Origin of the sequence: Flavobacterium hungaricum (assembly GCF_015182285.1) — a bacterium.
Classification (GTDB): domain Bacteria; phylum Bacteroidota; class Bacteroidia; order Flavobacteriales; family Flavobacteriaceae; genus Flavobacterium; species Flavobacterium hungaricum.
Genome location: NZ_PRDM01000004.1, coordinates 196,657 through 219,673, shown reverse-complemented (window position 1 = coordinate 219,673; position 23,017 = coordinate 196,657). Strand labels below are relative to the sequence as shown.

At 35.2% G+C, this 23,017-nt stretch carries 18 protein-coding genes; 3 read left to right on the top strand and 15 right to left on the bottom strand.

The features are described from left to right. Window positions 1–15: 15 nt before the first annotated feature. The 4 genes from C4F50_RS17125 to truA all read right to left on the bottom strand — a co-directional run bounded on the left by C4F50_RS17125 (window position 16) and on the right by truA (window position 6,939). Window positions 16–2,610 carry a zinc-dependent metalloprotease gene (locus tag C4F50_RS17125; protein WP_194139873.1) on the bottom strand — a complete coding sequence of 865 codons (2,595 nt, stop codon included), beginning with the start codon at window positions 2,608–2,610 and terminating at the stop codon, window positions 16–18. An 85-nt stretch (window positions 2,611–2,695) separates the two neighbouring features. Beyond that, window positions 2,696–4,270 (bottom strand): sensor histidine kinase, encoded by a 1,575-nt coding sequence (locus C4F50_RS17120; protein ID WP_194139872.1) that lies wholly within the window; start codon window positions 4,268–4,270, stop codon window positions 2,696–2,698. Between the two features lie 23 nt (window positions 4,271–4,293). Next, window positions 4,294–6,048 (bottom strand): ABC transporter ATP-binding protein, encoded by a 1,755-nt coding sequence (locus tag C4F50_RS17115; RefSeq protein WP_194139871.1) that lies wholly within the window; start codon window positions 6,046–6,048, stop codon window positions 4,294–4,296. A 150-nt stretch (window positions 6,049–6,198) separates the two neighbouring features. Then, the gene (truA, locus tag C4F50_RS17110; protein WP_194139870.1) at window positions 6,199–6,939 is read right to left on the bottom strand and encodes a tRNA pseudouridine(38-40) synthase TruA; all 741 of its coding nucleotides are present in this window, start codon (window positions 6,937–6,939) and stop codon (window positions 6,199–6,201) included. Window positions 6,940–7,268: 329 nt separating this feature from the next. On the opposite strand from truA, the gene C4F50_RS17105 reads away from it, so the two are divergent. Next, window positions 7,269–7,763, top strand: a complete 495-nt coding sequence (locus C4F50_RS17105; protein ID WP_194139869.1) for a metallophosphoesterase family protein — start codon at window positions 7,269–7,271, stop codon at window positions 7,761–7,763. 42 nt (window positions 7,764–7,805) lie between these two features. Here C4F50_RS17105 and C4F50_RS17100 read toward each other — a convergent pair whose 3' ends face one another. From C4F50_RS17100 to C4F50_RS17090, 3 genes are all read right to left on the bottom strand, one after another. Beyond that, on the bottom strand, window positions 7,806–8,711 hold the full coding sequence (locus C4F50_RS17100; protein WP_194139868.1) for a sensor histidine kinase: 906 nt from the start codon (window positions 8,709–8,711) through the stop codon (window positions 7,806–7,808). 12 nt (window positions 8,712–8,723) lie between these two features. Beyond that, the gene (locus tag C4F50_RS17095; protein ID WP_194139867.1) at window positions 8,724–9,386 is read right to left on the bottom strand and encodes a response regulator; all 663 of its coding nucleotides are present in this window, start codon (window positions 9,384–9,386) and stop codon (window positions 8,724–8,726) included. Between the two features lie 158 nt (window positions 9,387–9,544). After that, entirely contained in the window at window positions 9,545–9,955 is a 411-nt protein-coding gene (locus C4F50_RS17090) for a DUF4293 domain-containing protein (protein WP_194139866.1), read from the bottom strand. Window positions 9,956–10,138: 183 nt separating this feature from the next. Here C4F50_RS17090 and rho point away from each other — a divergent pair, with 183 nt between their 5' ends. Next, complete coding sequence (gene rho / locus C4F50_RS17085) at window positions 10,139–11,959, top strand: transcription termination factor Rho (protein ID WP_194139865.1); 1,821 nt, start codon at window positions 10,139–10,141, stop codon at window positions 11,957–11,959. A gap of 161 nt (window positions 11,960–12,120) precedes the next feature. On the opposite strand, the gene C4F50_RS17080 is transcribed toward rho, so the two are convergent. The 7 genes from C4F50_RS17080 to C4F50_RS17050 form a co-directional block, all read right to left on the bottom strand. Next, the gene (locus C4F50_RS17080) at window positions 12,121–13,137 is read right to left on the bottom strand and encodes a M28 family peptidase (RefSeq protein WP_194139864.1); all 1,017 of its coding nucleotides are present in this window, start codon (window positions 13,135–13,137) and stop codon (window positions 12,121–12,123) included. A gap of 9 nt (window positions 13,138–13,146) precedes the next feature. Continuing rightward, on the bottom strand, window positions 13,147–14,115 hold the full coding sequence (locus tag C4F50_RS17075) for a DUF3667 domain-containing protein (protein WP_194139863.1): 969 nt from the start codon (window positions 14,113–14,115) through the stop codon (window positions 13,147–13,149). 36 nt (window positions 14,116–14,151) lie between these two features. After that, window positions 14,152–14,925, bottom strand: coding sequence for a dienelactone hydrolase family protein (locus tag C4F50_RS17070; RefSeq protein ID WP_194139862.1), 774 nt, complete (start codon window positions 14,923–14,925; stop codon window positions 14,152–14,154). Between the two features lie 101 nt (window positions 14,926–15,026). Then, window positions 15,027–17,228, bottom strand: coding sequence for a penicillin acylase family protein (locus tag C4F50_RS17065; protein ID WP_194139861.1), 2,202 nt, complete (start codon window positions 17,226–17,228; stop codon window positions 15,027–15,029). Next, window positions 17,228–18,091, bottom strand: coding sequence for a cyanophycinase (locus C4F50_RS17060; protein ID WP_194139860.1), 864 nt, complete (start codon window positions 18,089–18,091; stop codon window positions 17,228–17,230). Before C4F50_RS17060 ends, C4F50_RS17065 begins: the two co-directional genes overlap by 1 nt. After that, window positions 18,088–19,551, bottom strand: a complete 1,464-nt coding sequence (locus C4F50_RS17055; protein WP_194139859.1) for a M20/M25/M40 family metallo-hydrolase — start codon at window positions 19,549–19,551, stop codon at window positions 18,088–18,090. Before C4F50_RS17055 ends, C4F50_RS17060 begins: the two co-directional genes overlap by 4 nt. 11 nt (window positions 19,552–19,562) lie before the next feature. Further along, window positions 19,563–20,015: an Lrp/AsnC family transcriptional regulator gene (locus tag C4F50_RS17050; RefSeq protein ID WP_194139858.1), complete on the bottom strand. Its 453-nt coding sequence runs from the start codon at window positions 20,013–20,015 to the stop codon at window positions 19,563–19,565. Window positions 20,016–20,234: 219 nt separating this feature from the next. On the opposite strand from C4F50_RS17050, the gene rocD reads away from it, so the two are divergent. Further along, window positions 20,235–21,485 carry an ornithine--oxo-acid transaminase gene (gene rocD / locus C4F50_RS17045; RefSeq protein ID WP_194139857.1) on the top strand — a complete coding sequence of 417 codons (1,251 nt, stop codon included), beginning with the start codon at window positions 20,235–20,237 and terminating at the stop codon, window positions 21,483–21,485. A 136-nt stretch (window positions 21,486–21,621) separates the two neighbouring features. Here rocD and C4F50_RS17040 read toward each other — a convergent pair whose 3' ends face one another. Continuing rightward, window positions 21,622–23,016 carry a RagB/SusD family nutrient uptake outer membrane protein gene (locus C4F50_RS17040; RefSeq protein ID WP_194139856.1) on the bottom strand — a complete coding sequence of 465 codons (1,395 nt, stop codon included), beginning with the start codon at window positions 23,014–23,016 and terminating at the stop codon, window positions 21,622–21,624. Window position 23,017: the final 1 nt, after the last annotated feature.

Genomic DNA, 23,017 nt, shown 5'->3' with positions numbered 1-23,017 from the left:
TTTTGGAATTGGTATTTAAAAGGTTGTATTATTCAAAGCTTTTTCGATTCGTTGTATCAAATCGAGGTAATGGTTTTTGGTGGATTGATCACCGGTGCTTTTCTTCATTTTTAATAATTGAAGCACTTTATATAATTCTCCTTTTTTATCAGAAGTCACTTCTGCAACTCTTTTCAAAAAAGTATTATTAATATTTCTTGCCATATGTGCATCATCTAAAGAACATAAATGAGGCATTTGTAATGTTTCTTGTAAATCGATTGTTTTTTTAGCGTCTGTTTTTTCAAATAATTTGTTTGTCGAAACAATCAAAACATCCACATAGTTCTTCTGTGTCATGCGCTCCAGAATCGATAAAGATTTGTTTTGAAGTGTTCCTGCAAATACACTCTGGTGTATTTTTTTAAACAAATCATTTACGGTAAAAACCTTCTCTGTGGTTTTATTTCGCTGATACAATTCATTTTCAGTCATTCTAAGCAGACGTTCATCATTAAACAGACTGTACAAAACATCGTACTGTAAGTCTCTCGATAGTGTATAAGGAGTGTATTCATAAGGACCAAGAGGAGAATCTTTAAGCGGATTTGTTTTGTCTAAAATGTCATTAAAAAACAACCATTTTGGCATTGTGATTAGATTTTTTACCAAATAATCTGCTGCTCTTATTTGCATCGAAGCGGCAACCGGAACATAACTATGTTTGTTATCGCCGTGAACAGTTGAGTTTAAATAAACACCGCCAATATTGTTCAGTACATGACCATTGTACATTTGCCACTGACCAATAGTTCCCATATACAATTTACCAGTCTCATAATACGATTGATCTTTATCGTAAGTCCAGCTTAAAATATTGTCTACAACTCGTTTAAGGTTTTTTAAACCGTATTCGCTTGCTTTTACAGCATCGTTTCCTAAATCTTCAGACTGAGAACGCGGATCAATTATAGGTCCTTGTTGTTCACCATAAAAGTAAATGGGGTCATTTTGATGTTTTGTAATTAAGGCGTTTAGTTTTGTTGTTTCATTTTCGTCAGGCGAATACCATCTGTAACCCCATTCAATAGCATATTTATCATATTCTCCAATTTTTGGAGTAATAATCGTAACATTATCTTCAGGCTGTGCAACGTAATTATAACGCGCATAATCCATAATTGACGGCGCTGTTCCGCCCATTTTTGCTGTAAATTCTTTAGATCTTAAAGATTCAACATCATAAGCAAAAGAAGAACCCATATTATGTTTCAGACCAAAAGTATGACCCACTTCATGAGACGAAACAAAACGAATTGCTTCTCCCATATGTTCATCGCTGAATTTATTTCCCCTAGCTTTCGGGTCAATTGGACCAGTCTGAATGCGCATCCAGCTCTGAAGCGAAGTCATTACATTATGCCACCAGATAATATCCGATTCGATAATTTCACCGCTTCTTGGGTCAACAACCGACGGCCCCATAGCGTTTGATTTTGGAGATGCCGCATAAGTGATAACAGAATAACGTACATCATCAATATCAAAATCTAGATCTTGTTCTGTTGGTTCCTTAGCAATAATTGCATTTTTAAAACCTGCTTTTTCAAAAGCAACCTGCCAATCGTGTACCCCGTCTATGATATATTTTCTCCATTGCCTTGGAGTCGATGGATCAATGTAATAAACGATTGGTTTTTTCGGCTGCACTAATTCACCTTTCAAATAACGTTCTTCATCTTCCTTTTTTGGTTCTAAACGCCAGCGTGTAATCAATTCTTTTTCAAGCATTGCCTGCTGTGCATCGGCAAAATACCAATGCTTTTCGGTAAAGAAACCAATTCGCTTGTCAGAAAAACGTGGTTTCATTGGAGTTTTATCCAACAAAATAATATTACTTGTCACACCAAGCGTAACCGATAGTGCCGGTCCGCCTTCGCTGATAGAGGTTGTCAGCTGTGATTTTACTACAATATTTTTAGGAAAAGATTTTAAACCTTCTATATAAGAAAGTTCCGATTTTACAGAACTGCCAAGACCAATGTTGTTCAAAACATCATTGAAACTTTTCTGTTTTCCGTCAAAAATCTTATTTACTTTAATAACAACGGCTGTCGAATCATTATTTTTAGTTTCAATATCAAAAACTTCAATAATAGACTCGGCAAAATTATTATGTACAGATTCTGTAATCGCATCTTCTTTTGGAGAAGAAACCTTAGGTACATACGATTTTACCCAGACTTTCTTTGCGATGGTATCTTTATAAAAACTAATTACTTTGTTTTCATAATTCATTCCTTTGTTCAAACCAGCTTCATTTATTTGAAAAGGAACCTGGGATAATTTATTAACAACTAAAAATTCTCTTTTGAATAAGCTGTCCTGAATTTCGAAATAAACATCTGTCTTAACTTGAATGATATTAAAAAGCCCCTTTTTTACAGTTCCTTTTTTTATAAGATCACTGTATTTTTTTCCTTTTTTAGCATCAGTTGAATCTTTTGAGATTTCAGTCGATGTTTCTTTTTTGTCCTTCTTTTTCTTTTGAGAATGAGCGGTAACTGGAACTAATAATAAAATAAATAAGCAGATTGTTATAAAACTATGCAGGAATGCCTTTCCCTTCATCAGATGTTAAGTTTAGGTTAATTTTGGACCGAAACTATTTTGTTTTCGCGTAGAAAAAAAACAAAAAGGAGTGAATGGTTTTTTTTTAGGAGTGAATGGATATTAAAGGAAGAATACAAACAAAATTGCCGTCTTTTTCTGAGGTTTTAAAATCGGTTTTTGAGTAGTAATTATAGATGCTTTTCAGGTAATTTAAGCCAAATTTTGTGCTCGGTTCGGCACTCGATTTTGTTTGTAAATTATTACTGATAATTACCTGATTTGTCTGAATCAGGATTTTCGTAGTCAACGGATTTTCCTGCGTTGCTGCATTATGCTTAATAGCATTTTCTACCACAGTCTGTAAAGCCAGATACGGAATATGTTTTTCTAAAGCAGCTTGGTCTTCTATTTCTATCGAAAAGAATAATTCTTCCTTAAAACGGGTCTGCTGTAAAAAAATGTATTTTTCTATAAATAATAATTCATCCTTTAGAGGAACAATATTCTCTTCAGGCGGATCAATTAGATAACGATAAATACGAGATAAGTTCAGCGTAAATTTTTGTGCCACTTTAATGTCGCTTCCAATTAACATATAAAGCGAATTGAGCGAATTAAATAAAAAGTGCGGATTCATCTGTTCTTTCAATTGCTGCAGCTGAATCAAAGCTTTTTCTTTGATGATTTTTTCGTTTTCTACCAAAAGCCTGTTTTTCTCTTTTATAGCAATTCCTTTTTCTCGGTAAGCGCGTCTGTTGGCGTACGAGAATAAATAGAAAATCAATAAAAGCATTACAGTTGTAATCGAATAGATCCAAGTCGAATATTTTTTTATCACTTCTACATTTTCATCCATAGAAAATTTAGGGACATTGACACATACAAACCAATGCGAATTTTTTAAATCTAATCTTTTAGTAAATCGGATAACATCCAATTTTAAAAATTCAGACATTGTAACTCTTTTTACATAATCCTGTTTTTTAGTAAAAATAGTGTCAAGAGGTCGGGTAGAAGAGACTTTGTAAATATCTTTACCTATAAATGTAGAATCCGGATGATAAATGCATCTTCCAGATTTATCAAAAATAAAGGCGTAATTTGTAGCCGACTTAGATTTGTCTATATTAGAAAAATAATCGCGAAGTTTTCTTAAGTTGATGTCGTAACCATAGCGTACAATGGTATTTTTAGAATTGAGTTTAAAGTAAATCCTCCAAACCCAATCTTTTCCCTGCGGTATAACGGCACTAAAATGAGCTGTGTTTTTGTTTTTTAGAATAAAAGCGGCGGCATCTTTTTTTACAGCATCAGAAATGGAATCTGTCCCAAACTGAATTTTATTGTCATTGATTTGAAACCAATTGTCAACAACCAAAAAATTTATACTCTGTACAGAAGACAAGACTTTTAGGTTGGCTGCCAGATCTTCTTGCTGGCTTATTTTTAAAACATGTTTTACACGGTTTTCATGTTCCAGAAATTTAGAAAACTCCTGCGACAGAAATTCCTGCTTTTTCATAAAATTACGTTCAGATACTTCATCATTTGCTTTTTCTGTCAAATCCGTAATCAAATTACTCAGGATATAAACAGAAGAAACCGTAATTAGAATAGAAACCGCTACATATATTATAAAGGCCTTTCTGGAAGTTATTTTTTTTAATCTAAATTTCAAAGAATAGTATTTGAGTTTACAACTTAATTGGCAACTGAGAATTGCGAGTCGTATAAATTTTTATAATAACCATCAGTTTTATGTAATAATTCCTGATGCGTTCCTTGTTCCACAATCAAACCTTTGTCCATTACCACAATTTTATCGGCGTTTACAATTGTCGCCAATCGGTGTGCAATAATTATAGAAGTTCTTCCTTTAGTTATCGTTTCTGTCGCACGCTGAATCATTTCTTCAGAATACGTATCGATAGACGAAGTTGCTTCATCCAAAATCAAAATGCTTGGATTACTAACGTACGAACGCAAAAATGCAATAAGCTGTCTTTGTCCAGACGACAGCATAACGCCGCGTTCTTTTACATCAAAATCATAATTGTCCGGCAAGTTCATAATAAAATCATGAACGCCGATTTTCTTCGCCGCGTCAATTACACGCTCGCGCGTAATTTCGGGATTATGCAGCGTAATGTTGTTGTAAATCGTATCGGCAAACAAAAATACATCCTGCAAAACCACCGCAATTTGTTTTCTTAAAGAAGCCAAAGTATAATCTTCGATATTTTCGCCGTCTATATATATAGTACCGCTGTTAATTTCGTAAAAACGATTTAAAAGATTAATAATAGTAGACTTTCCTGCGCCTGTAGAACCCACAATTGCAATTGTCTGTCCCTCCGAAACCGATAAATCGATTCCTTTGATTACTTCCTCTTCTGGAATGTAACTGAAACGCACATTTTTAAATTCAATACTTCCTTTAAAAACCGGCGCTTCAAGAGTTCCAGTGTCCTGAATATGGTCTTGTGTGTCAATAATATCAAAAACACGATTTGCAGCAATCATTCCAAGCTGCATCTCGTTAAACTTATCCGCAATTTGACGAAGCGGATTAAACAGCATTCCGATAAACATCGTATAAGAAAACAAATCTCCAAAAGTAGTAAAATGATCGCCGTTCAAAATTCTGAATCCGCCATAAACTACAACCAGACCCAAAGTAATAGACGAAATAATATCAGCAATAGGAAAGAAAATCGAGTTGTACAAAATCGTTTTAATCCAAGCCACTCTATGTTTGTTGTTGATGTCTTTAAAATTTTCAGCTTCGATTTTCTCACGGTTAAAGAGCTGTACAATTTTCATTCCCGTCACACGTTCCTGAACAAACGAGTTCATATTGGCAATCTGTGTTCTCACTTCCTCAAAAGCCACCTGCATTTTACGTTGAAAAATTCTCGTAATATAAACCAGGATCGGCATTGCAATCACTACAATCCAAGTCAGTTTCCAATTCATATAAAACATAAAAAGAAGCACCACCAGCATTTTCATCAAATCGCTTATAATCATAAAAAGCCCTTGACTAAAAATACGCGCAATCGATTCGATATCCGAAACCGCGCGCGTAACCAGCTGGCCCACCGGAACCAAATCAAAATACTTCATTCTAAAGCTCAGGATATGTTGAAAAAGTTTCGTGCGAATATCTTTTACAATATCCTGCCCCAGCCAGTTTGCCCAGAACACAAAATAAAATTGCGAAAAAACCTCCAGCAGCAAAACCACACCCATCAAAATAATGTACATTAACAAACCATGCTGATCATGCGTTTTAATATAACCATCAACAGTTTGTTTTAGCAAATAAGGGCGAAGCGCGGCAAAAATAGACAGCGAAACGGCAAAAATAATTACGCCGTAGTAACGCCACTTATAAGGCTTTGTATATTTTAAAATTCGTTTGAATAAACCAGTATCAAATGCTTTTGCTTTCATTTATTTTTTAGGAGCTGCTTCCTGCTTTTCGTTACAAGTTTTTTTTCAAAAATCGGTTTTTGTATTGTTTTTATAAGAGCTTCCTCCGGTCGCTTTATAAAAACACAAAAACACAATTTTTTCAAAAAAAGCTTTTCACTTCAATCAGGGCTATTTGGTGATGTAATCGTAATTAACTTTGGTTAAATATAAACCATGTGCCGGAACCGAAAACCCGGCTTTTTCTCTGTTTTTGCTCGCAATAATATTTTCAAAATCAGTCAAAGAAATTTTCTTTAAACCAATATTGATTAAAGTGCCGACAATGGCCCGAACCATATTTCTCAAAAACCTGTTGGCCGAAATTGTAAAAATCAGTTTATCGTTTTCTAATTTCCAAAATGCCTCAAAAATAGTGCAGTCAAACGTATTGACATCCGTGTGTGATTTAGAGAAACATTGAAAATCCGTATGTTTCAACAAAACCTGCGCTGCTTCATTCATTAAATCCACATCCAATTTCTGATTCACATACCAGCTTAGTTGTTCCAAAAACGGATTTTTAACCGTATTGATATGATATTCGTAAGTTCTTTTTTTGGCATCAAATCGACAATGCGCATCATCGTGAACCAAAAGAATATCAAAAATCACAATATCTTTTGGGAGATAAGAATTTAATTTATGCACTAAAACAGGAACATTTAAAGTTTTTTCGCTATCAAAATGCCCAAACATTTCAGTCGCATGAACACCAGTATCTGTGCGTCCAGCGCCCATAATACTAATTGGTTCACTTAACAAAACAGAAAAAGCTTTATTTAAGGTTTCTTGTACAGAAGATGCATTTGGCTGTATCTGCCATCCATGATAATGTGTTCCGTTATAAGCAAATCGAATAAAATATCTCACTATTGAGGTTCAAAGGTTTTTTTAAAAGGTTCTGAGGTACAGAGCTGCAAAGGTACAAAGGTTTTTTTTAAGTTGCTAAGGTTTCGTAAGGGACATAGGTTCAAAGGTTTTTTAAAGGTTCTGAGGTTCTGAGGTTCAAAGGTGCAGAGGTGGAGGTTCTAAGCGACAAAGATTTTCTGCAGAGATGCACCGCAGTGCGTCTAGCATTAAGATTTTATTATACAGAATTCTAAAAAAAACTTTATGTCTTTGTGTCTTCGCGGCAGAAAGACTTCGCGGCAGAAAAAACCTTTGTATATTTGTCCCTGCAACCTTTGCCTCTAAAAAAAATGACTAAAATCCTTCTTCTTTCTGATACTCACAGCCATATTGACGACACCATTTTAAAATACGTTTCTCAAGCCGATGAAGTCTGGCATGCTGGAGATATTGGTGATCTCAATGTTACGGATACTATAAAGAAACTAAAGCCTCTTAGAGCTGTTTACGGAAATATAGATGATGCTGAAGCGAGAATGGAATTCCCGCTTCATAATCGATTTTCATGCGAGAATGTATCGGTTTGGATTACACATATTGGAGGTTATCCAGGAAAATACAATCCGAATATTAAAGAAGAATTAGCAAAAAATCCGCCTAAGATATTCATCTGCGGACACTCGCACATTTTAAAAGTAATGTTTGATAAAAAAAATAATCTGCTGCATATGAATCCGGGCGCGTCGGGAAAAAGCGGTTTTCATAAAGTGAGAACAATGCTGCGATTTGTGATTGACGATGATAAAATCAAAGACTTGGAAATTATAGAAATAGGGGAGAAATAAGCACACTTAGGTTTTACAAAAGTGTAAAAACAGCAGTTTTAATTAATGGGGAAGCGGAATCTGAATCTTAACGGATGTGCCTTTGCCGGCATCAGAAGTAATCGCTAAATTTCCTTTGTATTTTTTCACACGTGCTCTTATTCTATTCAAACCAAAACCTTCTGCCTCTTTTAATTTTTGAGTTTTAAACCCGATTCCGTCATCGTGAATATGAATAATAAGGTGCTGGTCTTTTTCTTTCAGGATAATTTGGGCTTTTTGTGCGTTGCTGTGTTTTATGATGTTGTTAAATAGTTCAGAAACAATGAAATAAATTTTTATTTCAAATTTTTCTGGATATCTTTTCTCTGATAATATTGAACTCGAAAATTCAAAAGAAATAGTAGAATTAGAATTCTTCTCGCATAAATCTTCCAAAGCATATATGAGACCAAAACGTACTAATAGCGTAGGCACTAAATCATGAGATATATCCCGAAGTAAATCATGTGCTTCTGCTAAAATAGCTTTTGCTTTGTTTATTTCGTCAGATTCTATTTGATTTTGCGTTGTAAAAACATTTAAATGAAGTCCGGCCGATGACAAAAGAGAATTAATATTATCGTGTAAAAAAGAAGCTATTTTTTTTCGTTCTATTTCTTGAGAATCAATACCAGAATTAATAACATCCAGTAATATTTTTTGTTTAATATCTTTTCGTTTGATCTTCTGTTTCAGTTTGTTATTCTGGTAAAAAAAATAAAAAAGAAAAAACAGAATGATGATTAATACGATAAAAAGACTCACTACTTTTTTATTGCGAAGCTGCTCTGATTTTTGAAAATCTGCGGTGCTGCTTTTTACAGTTGTTGTAACCGTATTTTGTTTCAGATTGTTTTGGCTGAAAACGGGAGAACTACTTAGTACAATCAGAAAAATAAAGTATCGCAGTATTCTAAAAACAGACATTTGAAAACTGATTTAAGGATTGATAAGATTATTTTTTAAAGCATACTTAACCAGACCGATTATGCTTTTGATATTCAGTTTTTTCATGATGTTTTTTCGATGTGTTTCAACAGTATGAGCACTGATATAGAGTTTTTCGGCAATTTCGGTTCCGCTGTATTCTAAAGCAATAAGTTGTAGTATTTCAATCTCACGCGGACTTAAAAATTGATTTTCAGTATACGTATTTTGATTTATTTTGGGGTCTTTTTCTCTAAAAGAATCGAAAATCTTCTGCTGCACAGCAGCCGAAAAGTATTCTTGATTATCGTTGACAGTTTGAATGGCTTCGATTATATTTTCGCCTGCACATTTTTTAGTAAGATAACCTTTTGCGCCCAGTTTCATGACTTCTTTAATAATTTTCAAATCGTCATAACTAGAGAGAATTATAATTTTGCAAGCCGATTCATTTTCTTTAAATTCCTTTAAAACAGCAATTCCGTCTTTACCAGGCATGCTGATATCAAGAACCAGTATAGAAGCGTTATTTTGCAGTACATCCTGATAAACCATTGTACCATCTGTTGATGTTCCCGCTATTTCAAAGTTTGGAACAGTCTGTAATAGATTGGTTAAACCATCAAGAAGAACCTGATGATCATCTGCAAGATGAATCTTAATTTTAGCTGCCATAATTAGTTTTAAGAAACGACCCCAAATTTATGAAAAAAATATCTTACAAACTTTGTTTTTGCTTAGGTTTTTCGCGGTATCGCCTTAGCTTATAAATAAAAAAAACCTGAATATAAAATTCAGGTCTTTCTTCGCACAAATAAATTAAGTTTATAGGTTTACCTCAAACGATCTACAGATTTTACAAGATCTTCGTCCTTTTTGATGGCCTTATTAGCTAACACTAATAACACGATAGCAACAATAGGAAGAAACATCCCAATACCTTTCTCAGAGACTTGAGCCTCTCCAGATAAATTTAGTGATCGATATACAAATAATCCTAATAAAATTAAATTTAATATGATGTTCAGTCTGTTTAATACAAACTGATTTTGTCTCTTTTTGAATGAAATAATACTGATAATACTCAGCATAGTTGTTAAGCCTAATAATATAGTATAAAACTGATCCTGCATAAAAAAGAAAGGCTTTCCGTCTGCTGTTGTCCAAAGCGGAACAAACAACATTAAAATACCTGTTGCGGCAAAGGCAAGAATTAAATATACAGTTTGAATTCGTTGTAACATAATGTGAAATTGTTTTACAAAAATATATTTTCTTTTTTTAAAATACTATTGTATGATTAAATTTTATTCGTATTATTGCATCATAATACCGTAAGCACTTCATACTGCGGTAAGTTCAAAAAAATTATCTACCTATTCTTTTTACAGTTTTTCCTTTAAAATAATTAAATTCATAGAATATTCATGTTTGATATTTCTGCATTAAAAGAAATGAAGCTTGCTGAGCTTCAAGAAATAGCTAAGTTAGCTAAAACAATAAAGATTAATGGTGTCAAAAAAGAGACTTTAATTAGTCAGATTTTAGCCCATCAAGAAGCAACTCTTGCGAACTCAGAAGCTCCAAAAGTCGAAACTGTTAACGAAGTCTCAGACGAGAAACCAAAACGTGCCAGAATAGCACCGGTTAAAAAAACAGCAAATGCAAAAAATGCGCCTGTTCTAGAATTTGATAAAGTAGAGGAAACTGTCTCAGAGAACAAAGCATCAGAAGTTGTAAACCAACCCGAAGCAATTGCTCCTGAAGTAATTAAATCAAACAAAACAGCAGAAAAAAAAGAGCCGAAAATTGTAAAGTTTAATAAATCGGCATACGAAAAGAAAGTAGCGCTTAAAAAGGAAAAAGATACTGTAAAAGATACTCCTGCTGCTGAAAATGAGGTAACTGAAAACATACCAGCAGAAAATGCTCCGGCAGAAAATACAGTCTCGGTAACTGCGGAGACAGAAAATGAAAAGCAGGCTCCTGCAGCAAAAAAGATCAACCCGAACCAGAATAAAAATCAAAACCCGAATCAAAATCAGGGAGGTAATGGTAACGGAAATCATAACAATCAGAACCCTAATCATAAAAATAAAAAGAGCAGTAATTTTAGAGATTCAGATTTTGAATTTGACGGAATTATTGAGAGTGAAGGTGTTCTAGAGATGATGCCGGATGGTTACGGTTTTTTACGTTCATCAGATTATAATTATTTAGCTTCTCCAGATGATATTTATTTATCGACTTCGCAAATTAGATTATTTGGTTTAAAGACAGGAGATACCGTAAAAGGTGTGGTACGTCCGCCAAAAGAAGGTGAGAAGTTTTTTCCTTTAGTTCGTGTGCTTAAAATTAACGGCCACGACCCGCAGGTAGTTCGCGATAGAGTTTCTTTTGAACACCTGACACCCGTTTTTCCTTCAGAAAAATTCAAACTAGCCGAAAAAGGCAGTTCCATTTCAACTAGAATTATAGATTTGTTTTCTCCAATAGGTAAAGGACAGCGTGGAATGATCGTTGCACAGCCTAAAACGGGTAAAACAATGCTGTTAAAAGATATTGCAAACGCCATTGCAGCAAATCACCCAGAAGTATATTTAATTGTTCTTTTGATTGACGAACGCCCTGAAGAGGTTACCGATATGCAAAGAAGTGTTCGTGGCGAAGTTATCGCGTCAACTTTTGACAGAGAACCGCAGGAACACGTAAAAATTGCCAATATTGTTTTAGAAAAATCAAAACGTTTAGTAGAATGCGGGCATGATGTAGTTATTCTGCTGGATTCCATAACGCGTTTAGCAAGAGCTTACAATACCGTACAGCCGGCTTCTGGAAAAGTATTAAGCGGGGGTGTTGATGCTAATGCATTACAAAAACCAAAACGTTTCTTTGGAGCAGCCAGAAATGTAGAAAACGGTGGTTCGTTAAGTATTATCGCAACTGCATTGACAGAAACAGGTTCAAAAATGGACGAAGTTATCTTCGAAGAATTTAAAGGAACCGGTAACATGGAGCTTCAGTTAGATCGTAAGATAGCCAATAAACGTATTTTCCCAGCAATCGATCTTACGTCTTCAAGCACGCGTCGTGACGATCTGTTATTAGACGAAAAAACATTACAAAGAATGTGGATCATGCGTAAGTATCTATCGGATATGAACCCAGTAGAATCTATGGATTTTGTAAACGACAGATTCAAGAAAACCAGAAACAACGAAGAGTTTTTGATCTCGATGAATGACTAAATTGAGTTACAAAGGTTCAAAGTTACAAAGGCTTTATGTGGAGGCTTTGTTTTAAAGTATAAAAAAAGGATAAGCTTAGCTTATCCTTTTTTTATGACCACAAGTTTCAAAACCTTTGAATCTTTGCAGCTCTGAACCTTTGTACCTAAAAAATAAGAACCTTACTTCTTATCCACTACCGGTCTAGTATCTCTATTAGCTAAATCCCATGCAAGTACAAAAGCAAGCTGTGCTCTTTTGGTTAAAGCATCGTATTCTATTTTTTCTGGAGTATCATCTTTTCCATGATAGTCTTCGTGAACACCATTAAAGAAAAAGATAGACGGAATACCGTGTTTTGCAAAGTTATAGTGATCAGAACGCTCGTAGAAATGATTTGGATCTTTAGGGTCATTAAATTTAAAATCTAAGTCCATTTTGATGTATTTCTCGTTTTGCGCTACAACTGCATTGTGCAGCTCCGAAGATAACCTGTCGGCACCAATCACATAAACATAATTATTGGTTTTGGCATGTTCTACATCACGGCGTCCGATCATGTCAATGTTGATGTCAGCGATGGTATTTGCAATTGGGAATAATGGATTTTCAGAATAAAAACGAGATCCGTGTAAGCCGTGCTCTTCTCCCGTTACGTGAAGGAATAAAATAGAACGTTTTGGTCCGTGGCCTTGCTTTTTAGCTTTAGCAAAAGCCTTAGCCATTTCCATAACCGCTACAGTTCCAGATCCGTCATCGTCCGCTCCATTATAGACTTCTCCATCTTTAATCCCCACATGATCATAATGAGCAGAAATTACCAGAATTTCGTCTGGTTTTTCAGATCCCTCGATAAATGCCCAGATGTTTTCAGAATCTTGAAGGTTTTGGTTGCGTCTTGCGTTTAAATAAGATGCAGGGATATGCTGGTAATAATCGGCAGCTCCTTTTGGAAATGAAACGCCATTTTTTTTGTACTGTTCAATCATATAAAGACCTGCTTTCTTTTGTCCTGCAGAGCCTGTTTCTCGGCCTTCCATTTCATCAGAAGCAATTACGTAAAGCATTTTCTTTAAATCTTTTTGAGTAATAAGATTCATGTATTTTGTTGGATCCGAATTGTCTTTGGATGCTGTTGTCTGCGGTGTTTTGCAGGAATAAGCAGAAGCAATTAATAATAAAAGGAGCAATTTTTTCATTTGCTGTAGTTAGTGTAAGTTAATAAATGTATAAAGAACGTAAAAGCTTAGTAAAAATAGAATAAAAAGTGAATTTATAATGAACAATATTACGCTTTTTGCAAATGATACAATTCTGCTTTCGCCGTAAAAACGATGATGCGCAGGGTAAAAGTAATAACACATCCAAATTGTGCCCACAAAATTTATAATAGCTGCAACATAAGATAACGGACTATTTTCGCCAAAGAGACCCAATAATCTGTCAATGACAAACATGATTAGAAAAATGAGCAGCAGGAAAGAAAAATAATGGAGTGTAAAAATCCCATGATCAAAATAATACCATCTTTTTTTGTTGTGAAAAAGCCACAGAAAAAAAGCAAAAAACGGCATAATGATAAATAGAATTTTAGGAAGATTGTGAAAGAAAGATTCTACGAATTTTTCGTAAATCTCTTTTTTAGTATTTTTCTCCGTTACGTGTATTGCTTTTTCAGTAAACCAATAGCTCGTAGCATTAAGCTTATCTTCTTCTTTTCCGTATTTCTGAACAGAATCAATTTCCTTCATGGTTTTAAGATGAAAGTACTTCTTGTCTTCTCCTTTGTCTATTTTAATATTGGCTTTTGCCATTTCTTTGTCCAGTTGCTTCTCACTTTTATTAATCTCATCGTTTATGTTACTTGGAAACATTGCAATTAATAAAAAGGTAATAAAACTGATGAAAATGTATAATCGAACCGGTGCCAGATAGGATAAACGTTTACCAGACAAATATTCTTTTGTCAAAGTAGAAGGTTTAAAGAGCAGGTTTTTTATTGTTTTCCAAAAGGCATTCTCATAATGCGTGAGATCTTCAAAAAAGTGGACAAATAAATGATGAAAAGTTTTTCGGCTGTCGGTGTTTTCCTGACCGCAGTTTGGACAAAATTTCTGTTCGACTACATGTCTGCAGTTGAGACAGGTTTTGTCTTCTCTAATTTTACTATGTGACATTGGTTTCTTTGGGTGGTTTTGGTTAGTTAAAAGAGGTTATTTTTTTAGGACCTCATTCAGAAAAAGCTGTAAATGCTCAAAAGATCTTTTGGCAGCCAGCGGGTTATAAGCTGCGCCTTTAGAATTATCACTTCCAGCTTCAGGATTGGTAAAAGAATGTACAGAATTGGCATAATAAATCATTTGCCAGTCTGCTTTTGAATCACGCATTTCTTGTTGAAAAGCGGTGATTTCCTCTTTAGAAACAAATGGATCGTCGGCTCCGTGACAGATTAAAACTTTGGTGGTGATTGGCGCTGCAGGACGGCTGGCATCTTTTCCTAAACCGCCGTGAAAAGAAGCAATTCCTTTAACGTTTAAGCCGCCTCTGGCAGCTTCAAGAACTCCAGTACCGCCAAAACAATACCCAATTGCCACAATATTGTCTGCATTGGCACCCGATTTTATTAATTCTTGCAAAGCAGCATTGATGCGTTTTTGGTACGCTTCAAAATTCTTTTTGTAATAGCCCGCTTGTTTGCCCGCTTCAGCAGTATTTTTAGGATAATTGCCTTCTCCGTAGATATCAGCGATAAAAACATTATACCCTAACTTTGATAAATTTTCGGCAATTCCTTTAGAGGCATTATCAATTCCAAGCCAAGCTGGTAAAAGCAAAATGCCCGGATTTTGACTGCTTTTTTTAGCCGATTTAATAAATAAACCGTTAAGCTGCTGCTCGCCGTCAGCATATTTTACTGTTTTTAATTGAGCGCTTATGGTGTTGGTAAGCAATATAGTAGCAATTAAAATGAGAGTGGAGTTTTTCATGGTTTTTACAATTTTACACAAATATCAGAAATAAAATGGTACAAAAAAACCTCGAAAGCTATTTCTTGCGAGGTTTGTATTACAGGTTTTAATTTTGCGTTTTATTCGCCGGGATGATAGGTTTTTTCAGCATTTTTCAGAACATCTTCTTTGTAGAATAAAACCTCTTTAAATTTACCTTTTTGGTACATTTCGGCTTGATCGTCAAAATGTTTGGAGTTGGCATCGCCGCTGTTGCCGCCGGCCAATAAAGATTTTGCCTTAATTTTTGGGCCAAATTCAACAGCACAGACAAAACTGTTTCCGTTATAGCCGTATCTTTTCTTGGAATTGTTTTGATAATTGCTTTTAAAAGAAGGCAGACTTCCCCAAGAACCGGGGCCAAAACCAATCGGAAGACTTGGTTTTGCATCATCATATTTTAAATTGATGTCGCCGCTTGAACGCTGAAAACGGTTTATTTCGCCCCAAGTCACTTTCCAAGTTCCAAATTTGGTTTCCAATTCTTGTAATGTTTCTTGCAATTGCGGAATCATTTGCGAAACAACAGCATTTTTTGCAAAATTCTTTGTGTTTTCAACCTGATCTGTTTCTCCTTCATCAATATACGCTTTTTGAATAATAGGATCCAATTTATATGCCCATTCAACGGCTAAAGTTGTTGCAATAGAATTTTCGTTTGCATAATAATCCCAGTTTTTTAATACGGAAACTGCTTCTGCAGTTTTAGAATAAGCGGCACTTTCTTTAGGAACATTAGCAAATACATTTTCTAAACTTGGAATTAATATTTCGAAAATAGATAATTTAGAATCGTATCCGTTTTTGATCACATCATCCAGATTGTATTTTTCTTTGTTGCTAAAAATGCGAACGGCATTTATCCCTCTAAAATTTTCGCCATCAGGTGCCATATACGGAACGTAATCTGCTTTTTTAGGGCTGTCTGCTCCAGCGGCAGAAAATGGGGTAGAATTACAGTTCTGCAGCCATCCGTTGGCTGGATTGTAGAGATGTACGCTTTCATTCACTTCATGAAGTCCTTTCCATTGTGTTCCTGAAACAGAACCATCCACAACTTTTGACCAGTTTAAAGATTTGTCCCTAATTGGGATAAAATTACCGTGCCAATATGCGATGTTTCCTTTATTGTCTGCGTAAACGGTATTGTTGGACGTATTGGCTTTTAAATCCATTGCTTTTTTGTATTCTTCAAAAGATTTCGATTTGGTTCTTACCCAGCTTTGGATTAAACTAGTCATGGATCGGTTCATCGATTTTAAGCTGATCCATTTTCCGTTTCGTTCGGCCATTATCGGGCCATTATTGGTAAAGTAAGTTTTGAATTTTTTGGCAGTTAACTTTCCGTCATTCAAATAGTTAATCGTGATTTCTTTCTCTTTTGCAGGGTAGGACTTTTGATCAAATTCATAATAATACTTTCCTTTTTTCGAACTGATTTTCTCTGCGTACATATCGGCAACATCCACATTTGATGACGTATGCATCCAGCCGCAGTTTTCATTAAAACCTTGATAAACAAAAAACTGTCCCCAAGTTACAGCGCCATATGCATTTAATCCTTCTTCGCTTGTAACCTGTACTTCTGGTCTAAAATAAAAAGTGGTATGCGGATTAATGTACAAAATCGAGTTGCCGTTAATCGTTTTTGAGGGAGCAAATGCAAATCCGTTCGAACCAGTCTGAACATATTTTTCTCTTTCAACATAGGATACTTTATTGGTGTTTCCAGAATAAAAAGCTTTTAATTCACCAGTAGACAAATCTGCAGTGCTTATGGCACCAATACTTCCGTCTGTCCATAACAGCGGAAACCAAGGTTCAAAATGAGTAAGCAGCGCAGGCTTTACTTCTGGATGTTTGTAAAGATAAAAATTGATCGCATCGGCATAACTGTTTAATAATTTTTGGAGCCATTGCGGTGCTTTTTTATAATCTGCTTTGGCTTCGTCAGCATCAATCAAAAGGCGTATTTCGAGATCATTGTACAAAACAGACTGCCCTTTTATTTCAGAAAGTCTTCCCAGTTTTTCGATATAATTGAGTTCGATACGCGGAAAATCATCTTCACATTGCGCATATAATAATCCAAAAACAGCATCGGCATCGGTCTTGCCATAAATATGCGGAATTCCCCAATTATCTCTAATAATGGTTACTTCTTTAGCTTGTTTTTCTAAACGCGTAATGTCTTTTGGAGCTAATTTTTGAGCATTAATTAGTACACCGAAAAAAAGAAAGGCTGTAGTGATTAATGCTTTGATGCAATTAGTATTTTTCATTATTTGATTTTAAATTTTTGTCCTGTAGTGTAAATACTCATTTCAAGTTTTTCAATAGAAATCAGATTGTTTTTAGTCTGTTTTTGAATGCCTTTTGGGTTTCGAACCACAATAACTTCACTTTCGCCCGTAACTTCAACCTCATTATTGCTGACAATAATGGCGGTACTTTCGTCAATACCGATTCCGGTTAAAGACGGAAATTCAACCAATGCAGAGAGCAGTCTGTTGTAACGGTTTCTCTTTAAAAAGTGCTGATCGATAACCGCGGTTTTTAATAATCCAAGACCTTCAGTGGTTTCCAGATTATCATGACGAATATTATCGAATGTACCCGAATATTCTTTTTCTAATTTTTGGTTGCCCGTAATCATTTTTTCAGACATTACAGCTGCACCGGCGCTGGTTCCAGAAATGGTGCTTCCGTTTTCGTATGCTTTGACAATTGCTGTTTTTATAGGGGTATTTTGCACCACCGACATAAAACGGCTTTGATCACCGCCGCTTATAAAAATCAATTTTGCTTTTTGAAGTGAATCCGTCAAGGTTTTATTCTGTGCCGTTTCTTTATTGAAATTGAGCATCACAATCGGATTTTTTGTCAATTTTACCATTTGGGTTTTAAAGAAAATAAACGAACTGTCCGGTTCTTCGCTCGACATTGGCAAAACGGCAATAAAATCTTTTGCTTCTAGTTTAGCCAAGCTTAATGCTTTTTTCATCAATTCATCAGAACGATCACCGCCGCCAATAATAAACAGTTTCCCTTTTGGAGTCTGCGCGTTGGTAACAGACGAAATTAAGAGAAATAAGAAAAACAGGAAGTTCCTGAATTTAGAATTAAAAAGAAAGGACTTGCTCATGGTTTTGCAGAGTTTTGATTTTTTATAAATTGTAAAAGTGCCGTGTTTACTAAAGATAAAACAGCTTCGGTTTTGTTTAAATCCACCTTCTCGAAAGTGTCGCGAGGCGTATGATAATCTTCATGATAACCGCTGAAAAAAGTGAGAATCGGAATTCCTTTAGCGGTAAAAGAAGCATAGTCACTGCCCGAATGTCGGTTGGTTTCCCACAAATCCAGAGTAAAAGGTTTTAAGAGCTGTTTGTTAGCATCGGTAATAATGTTTCGCAGCTCTTGATCTGCTTTTTGAGTTCCGACGCTTAAAATGCGATGGGTTGTGTCTTCAGGAGCACTTCTCGAAATCATGTCCATATTGATTGCCAAAAGGATTTTTTGTTTTTCAGGATTTAAACTTGAAACAAAGTATTCGCTTCCTAAAAGTCCCATTTCTTCCGCAGTCCAAGCGGCAAAGAGAATATTATAATCGGGTTTTATAGCAGACTCTGACCATTTTTTTGCCAAAGCCAGCATTCCCGAAGTCCCGGATGCATTGTCGTCTGCGCCATTGTAAATGGAATCATTTTTAATTCCTAAATGATCGTAATGTGCACCGACAATAATCGTTTTGGTAGTGTCTTTTCCTGGAATGTATCCTAAAACATTTGCAGCATAAAAAGGCTCAGATTGTACTTTTATAGAAAAATTGATTTTTACTTTTTTTAATGGAAGAGGAGGGAAGCCGCCTTTTAATGGAATTTCTGAAAAAAGATTTTCTGCAGTCGTTTTACCAATTTTAAAAACCGGAATCGAGGTGGAAGTTGTATTTTCTAAAGAATGAAAAACCTCCTTCTCTTTACTATTTTTGGGTTTGAAATTTTCTTTTGTTTCAATAATAATTAAAGCTGCCGCGCCTTTGCTGATGGCAGTTTTAAGTTTGGTTTCTTCTAGATCACTTTCTTCTGGAAATATCTTTTTGAATTTTTTATAAGCTGTAGAAGTACTGTCTTGATCGTTAGGAAATCCGCTTAAAACCACAACAATTTTATTGGCGACATCGAGTGTTTTATAATCTTCTAAGCCATAAGAAGCAAAAACGACTTCAATATGTTTTTTTTGAATAGAATTTCTGGTTGGAGCAACTTCAAAATCTTTTTCCGGAGAAAGGGAAATAGTTTTATGATTTCCTTTTTTGATTTCTAAAGTCGTTTTTTTTAGGGTATGTTCTTGTATTTCAAAAATTTGAAAATAATATTCAAAATTATTGTAAGCTTTTAACTTATAAGAATTCATTTGGGATGCCACAAAAGAAGCGGCAATACTGCCCCCTCTTTCATTAGGTTTTCTACCCTGAAGCGAATCGGAAGACAAAAGAGCAAAAGTCCGTTCAAAATCGTTTTTTGAAGGATTTGCAACCGAAATCTGCGCAGTCAATACCGATTTACCAAACAGTAAAAAGAATGTAGTCAGTAGAGATAGACGCATAGTTTCTTTTTTTATAAAATGATATTTCGTTTAAAAGCACAACCCAATTCTATAATCGAATCGGTTTTGGCAATTCCTGGAATACTGTCGATTTTTTCATAAAGAATCGAGCGCATGTGTTCGTGGTTTTTTGCAATAATTTTGATGTAAAGCGTAAAAGATCCCGTAACATAATAGCATTCTGTGATTTCGGGAATATTTTTTAATTCTTCGATAATACGATCAGAATCAGAATCTTTGTTTAAAGTAATTCCGGTAAAGGAAGCCCAATCGTAACCAATTTTCTTTTCTTGAATAATAGGTTTTATACCGCTGATAACGCCTTGTTCAACCAATCTGTTGATTCGCTGATGTACCATTGTATTTGATATTTTTAAATTGGCAGCAATGGCAGAAAATGCCATTCGGCCGTCTTTTTCTAATTCTTTAAGAATATTGATATCAAATTCGTCTAAATTATCCATATTTTAATTGAGGTAAAAACTTTTATAGATTCATAAAAGTAACCATTTTTTTTAATTTAAAAATAGAAATTCATTTTTGTATAAAATTTAAAATTGATTTTTTAAGTTTTAAAAATGTTTGGTTTTGACTTTTAATTGTGATTTTTAAAGTCAATACTATTGTTTTTGGCTTTATAATAAATAAAATTTACTACTTTTGCCTTTCTAAAACAAAACAATATGATTGATACTGAAAAAGCACTTTCATCAAAATCAGAAATTTTGATTGAAAAAGAAAATAAATACGGCGCTCATAATTACCATCCGCTTCCTGTTGTTTTAGAACGTGGAGAAGGTGTATACGTTTGGGATGTTGATGGGAAAAAGTACTATGATTTTTTATCTGCTTATTCGGCCGTAAATCAAGGGCATTGTCATCCAAAAATTGTTCAGGCAATGGTAGATCAGGCTCAAAAACTCAGCTTGACTTCAAGAGCTTTTTATAACGATAAGCTAGGAAATTACGAAGAATACGTAACAAAATATTTTGGTTTTGATAAAGTTCTGCCAATGAATACAGGTGCTGAAGCGGTAGAAACAGCACTAAAAGTTTGTAGAAAATGGGCTTACGAAGTAAAGGGAATTCCAGAAAATCAGGCACAGGTGATTGTTTGCGAGAACAATTTTCATGGCAGAACTACGACGATTATTTCGTTTTCTAACGATGAAACGGCTCGCAAAAACTTCGGACCTTTTACAGATGGTTTTATAAAAATTGAATACGACAATCTGGAAGCATTGGAAAATGCTTTGAATTCCTCAAAAAATATCGCTGGATTTTTAGTAGAGCCAATTCAAGGTGAAGCAGGGGTTTATGTACCTTCTGAAGGGTATTTAGCGAAAGCGAAAGCACTTTGCGAAAAACACAATGTTTTGTTTATTGCAGATGAGGTACAAACCGGAATTGCGCGTACCGGAAAATTATTGGCAGTACACCACGAAAATGTTCAGCCCGATATTTTAATTTTAGGAAAAGCAATTTCTGGAGGTGTTTATCCTGTTTCGGCTGTTTTGTGTAACGATGAAATCATGAATGTAATTAAGCCGGGACAGCACGGTTCTACTTTTGGTGGAAATCCGGTTGCGGCGGCGGTTGCCATTGCAGCGCTTGAGGTAGTTAAAGACGAAAAACTGGCTGAAAATGCAGAACGTCTAGGAATTATTTTAAGAAAGGGATTAAACGAAATTGCAGCAAAAAACAACTTGATTACGTTGGTTAGAGGTAAAGGTCTTTTGAATGCAATTGTAATTAATACCGATGAAGATTCGAATTTGGCTTGGGAAATCTGTCTAAGATTTAGAGACAACGGATTATTGGCAAAACCGACTCACGGAAATAAAATTCGTCTGGCACCGCCTTTGGTTATGACAGAATCTCAAATACAGGAATGTTTAGAAATTATAGAAAAATCGTTGAAGGAATTTGTTTAAGATTAAGAACGTTTAAGATTCTGAGATACCTAAATTCATAGGTATTGAAATTCATAGATTTTGAATTACACCCAACGAGTTAAAAAATAAAAAACCATCCGTAATCGGATGGTTTTTTGCTTTGGTTATTATTAATTTAGGTTCCGTAACCTGGGTTTTGCGTGATTTTTTTGTTGGCGTCGGTTTCTTTAAGCGGAATCGGGAATACCAAAACATCATCATCAAAAGGCAATAAATCCGATCCGTCGCCATCGGTGCTGATGTCGATAGAACGCTGTGTTCTTTTGATGTCGTGAATTAAAAATCCTTCCATTCCTAATTCTAATTCGCGTTCTAATAAAATATCGTCTAATGTAACTGCTGGGATAGCTCCTGCGTTTGAGCGTTCTCTAATAGTGTTAATGTCATTTAAAGGGGTGTCTCCAATCGCAGTTCCAAGTCTAAAATTGGCTTCGGCTCTTATTAGATATAATTCTGCAAGACGAATAATCCCTACGTTGGCAAACTGATTGGTGAATTTTGAAGTTAAAATTCTGCCGTTTGCTGGATTTTCATAATTAAATGTCCCTCTTGTGTCTGTTGAGCTAAATTTGTTCAAATACGCATCTCTAATAGAGAAATCACCACCGCGCCCTCCGTTATCTTCTGAAGCGTAAAACGTTACGGCATCGTTTACCCCGGTTTGTTTTGTAATCTGAATAGCAAAAACATCTTCGATTTGATCGGTGTCATGATTAAATGCAGCGCCATAACTAGCTGATAAACCGTGACCGCTGTTTTCGATAACATCATCCGCGGCATCTCTTGCTAATGCGTAATTGCCTTGCTGCAGATAGACTCTAGCCAAAAGCGCCTGTGCGGCATATTTATCGGCATAAAAACTATTTTCTTCAGGAAGATTGGTATAAGCCAGATTTAATCCGTCAATGATTACTTTGTATACTTCTTCGACAGTACTTCTTTCTTTAGAGAGATCTGCACTAAAATCATAAATTGCATTTGGTCTAATTACAACGCCCAGCTGGCTGTTGGTTTGGCCGGCTATATAAGGTTTTGCAAAGAAACGTACCAAATCAAAATAAGCCAGTGATCTTAAAAAATTGGCTTCTCCAATCATTACAGCTTGTCTGTCTGGATCTTTTACTTTGTCTATGTTTTCAATTACTGTATTGGCAGCATTGATAATGGCGTAACATCTAGAATAAGTTCCTTCGATAATAACGTTATCAGAATACATGGTTTTCAGGTACATTTGACGAAGCTCGCCAAAGGTTCCTCTCCATCTTAAATCGGTAGTATTCAGCGCGCCGGTAACTCCCAATAAATCGGCATAAAGCAGAATCCTTCCTCCGTATGCATTACCATACGCTGCCAGAGCGTATGTTCCAGTCAATACATTGGTTACTCCAGCCTCTGTGCTTAAGGTTACTTCTGCATCTTCTCTTTGTTTGGGATCTAAGTCTAGTTCATTTTCACAGCTTGTAAAAAATACTGCAGAAATTATAAGTAAGATTAATTTATGTGCTTTCATC

Excerpts from the sequence above, each read along its gene's own strand:
- C4F50_RS17050 (WP_194139858.1), bottom strand. The coding sequence starts at position 20,015 with ATGGATAATTTAGACGAATTTGATATCAATATTCTTAAAGAATTAGAA.
- rocD (WP_194139857.1), top strand. The coding sequence starts at position 20,235 with ATGATTGATACTGAAAAAGCACTTTCATCAAAATCAGAAATTTTGATT.
- C4F50_RS17105 (WP_194139869.1), top strand. The coding sequence starts at position 7,269 with ATGACTAAAATCCTTCTTCTTTCTGATACTCACAGCCATATTGACGAC.
- C4F50_RS17065 (WP_194139861.1), bottom strand. The coding sequence starts at position 17,228 with ATGAAAAATACTAATTGCATCAAAGCATTAATCACTACAGCCTTTCTT.
- C4F50_RS17115 (WP_194139871.1), bottom strand. The coding sequence starts at position 6,048 with ATGAAAGCAAAAGCATTTGATACTGGTTTATTCAAACGAATTTTAAAA.
- C4F50_RS17040 (WP_194139856.1), bottom strand. The coding sequence starts at position 23,016 with ATGAAAGCACATAAATTAATCTTACTTATAATTTCTGCAGTATTTTTT.
- rho (WP_194139865.1), top strand. The coding sequence starts at position 10,139 with ATGTTTGATATTTCTGCATTAAAAGAAATGAAGCTTGCTGAGCTTCAA.
- C4F50_RS17080 (WP_194139864.1), bottom strand. The coding sequence starts at position 13,137 with ATGAAAAAATTGCTCCTTTTATTATTAATTGCTTCTGCTTATTCCTGC.
- C4F50_RS17095 (WP_194139867.1), bottom strand. The coding sequence starts at position 9,386 with ATGGCAGCTAAAATTAAGATTCATCTTGCAGATGATCATCAGGTTCTT.
- C4F50_RS17125 (WP_194139873.1), bottom strand. The coding sequence starts at position 2,610 with ATGAAGGGAAAGGCATTCCTGCATAGTTTTATAACAATCTGCTTATTT.
- C4F50_RS17100 (WP_194139868.1), bottom strand. The coding sequence starts at position 8,711 with ATGTCTGTTTTTAGAATACTGCGATACTTTATTTTTCTGATTGTACTA.
- C4F50_RS17075 (WP_194139863.1), bottom strand. The coding sequence starts at position 14,115 with ATGTCACATAGTAAAATTAGAGAAGACAAAACCTGTCTCAACTGCAGA.
- C4F50_RS17060 (WP_194139860.1), bottom strand. The coding sequence starts at position 18,091 with ATGAGCAAGTCCTTTCTTTTTAATTCTAAATTCAGGAACTTCCTGTTT.
- C4F50_RS17090 (WP_194139866.1), bottom strand. The coding sequence starts at position 9,955 with ATGTTACAACGAATTCAAACTGTATATTTAATTCTTGCCTTTGCCGCA.
- C4F50_RS17070 (WP_194139862.1), bottom strand. The coding sequence starts at position 14,925 with ATGAAAAACTCCACTCTCATTTTAATTGCTACTATATTGCTTACCAAC.
- C4F50_RS17055 (WP_194139859.1), bottom strand. The coding sequence starts at position 19,551 with ATGCGTCTATCTCTACTGACTACATTCTTTTTACTGTTTGGTAAATCG.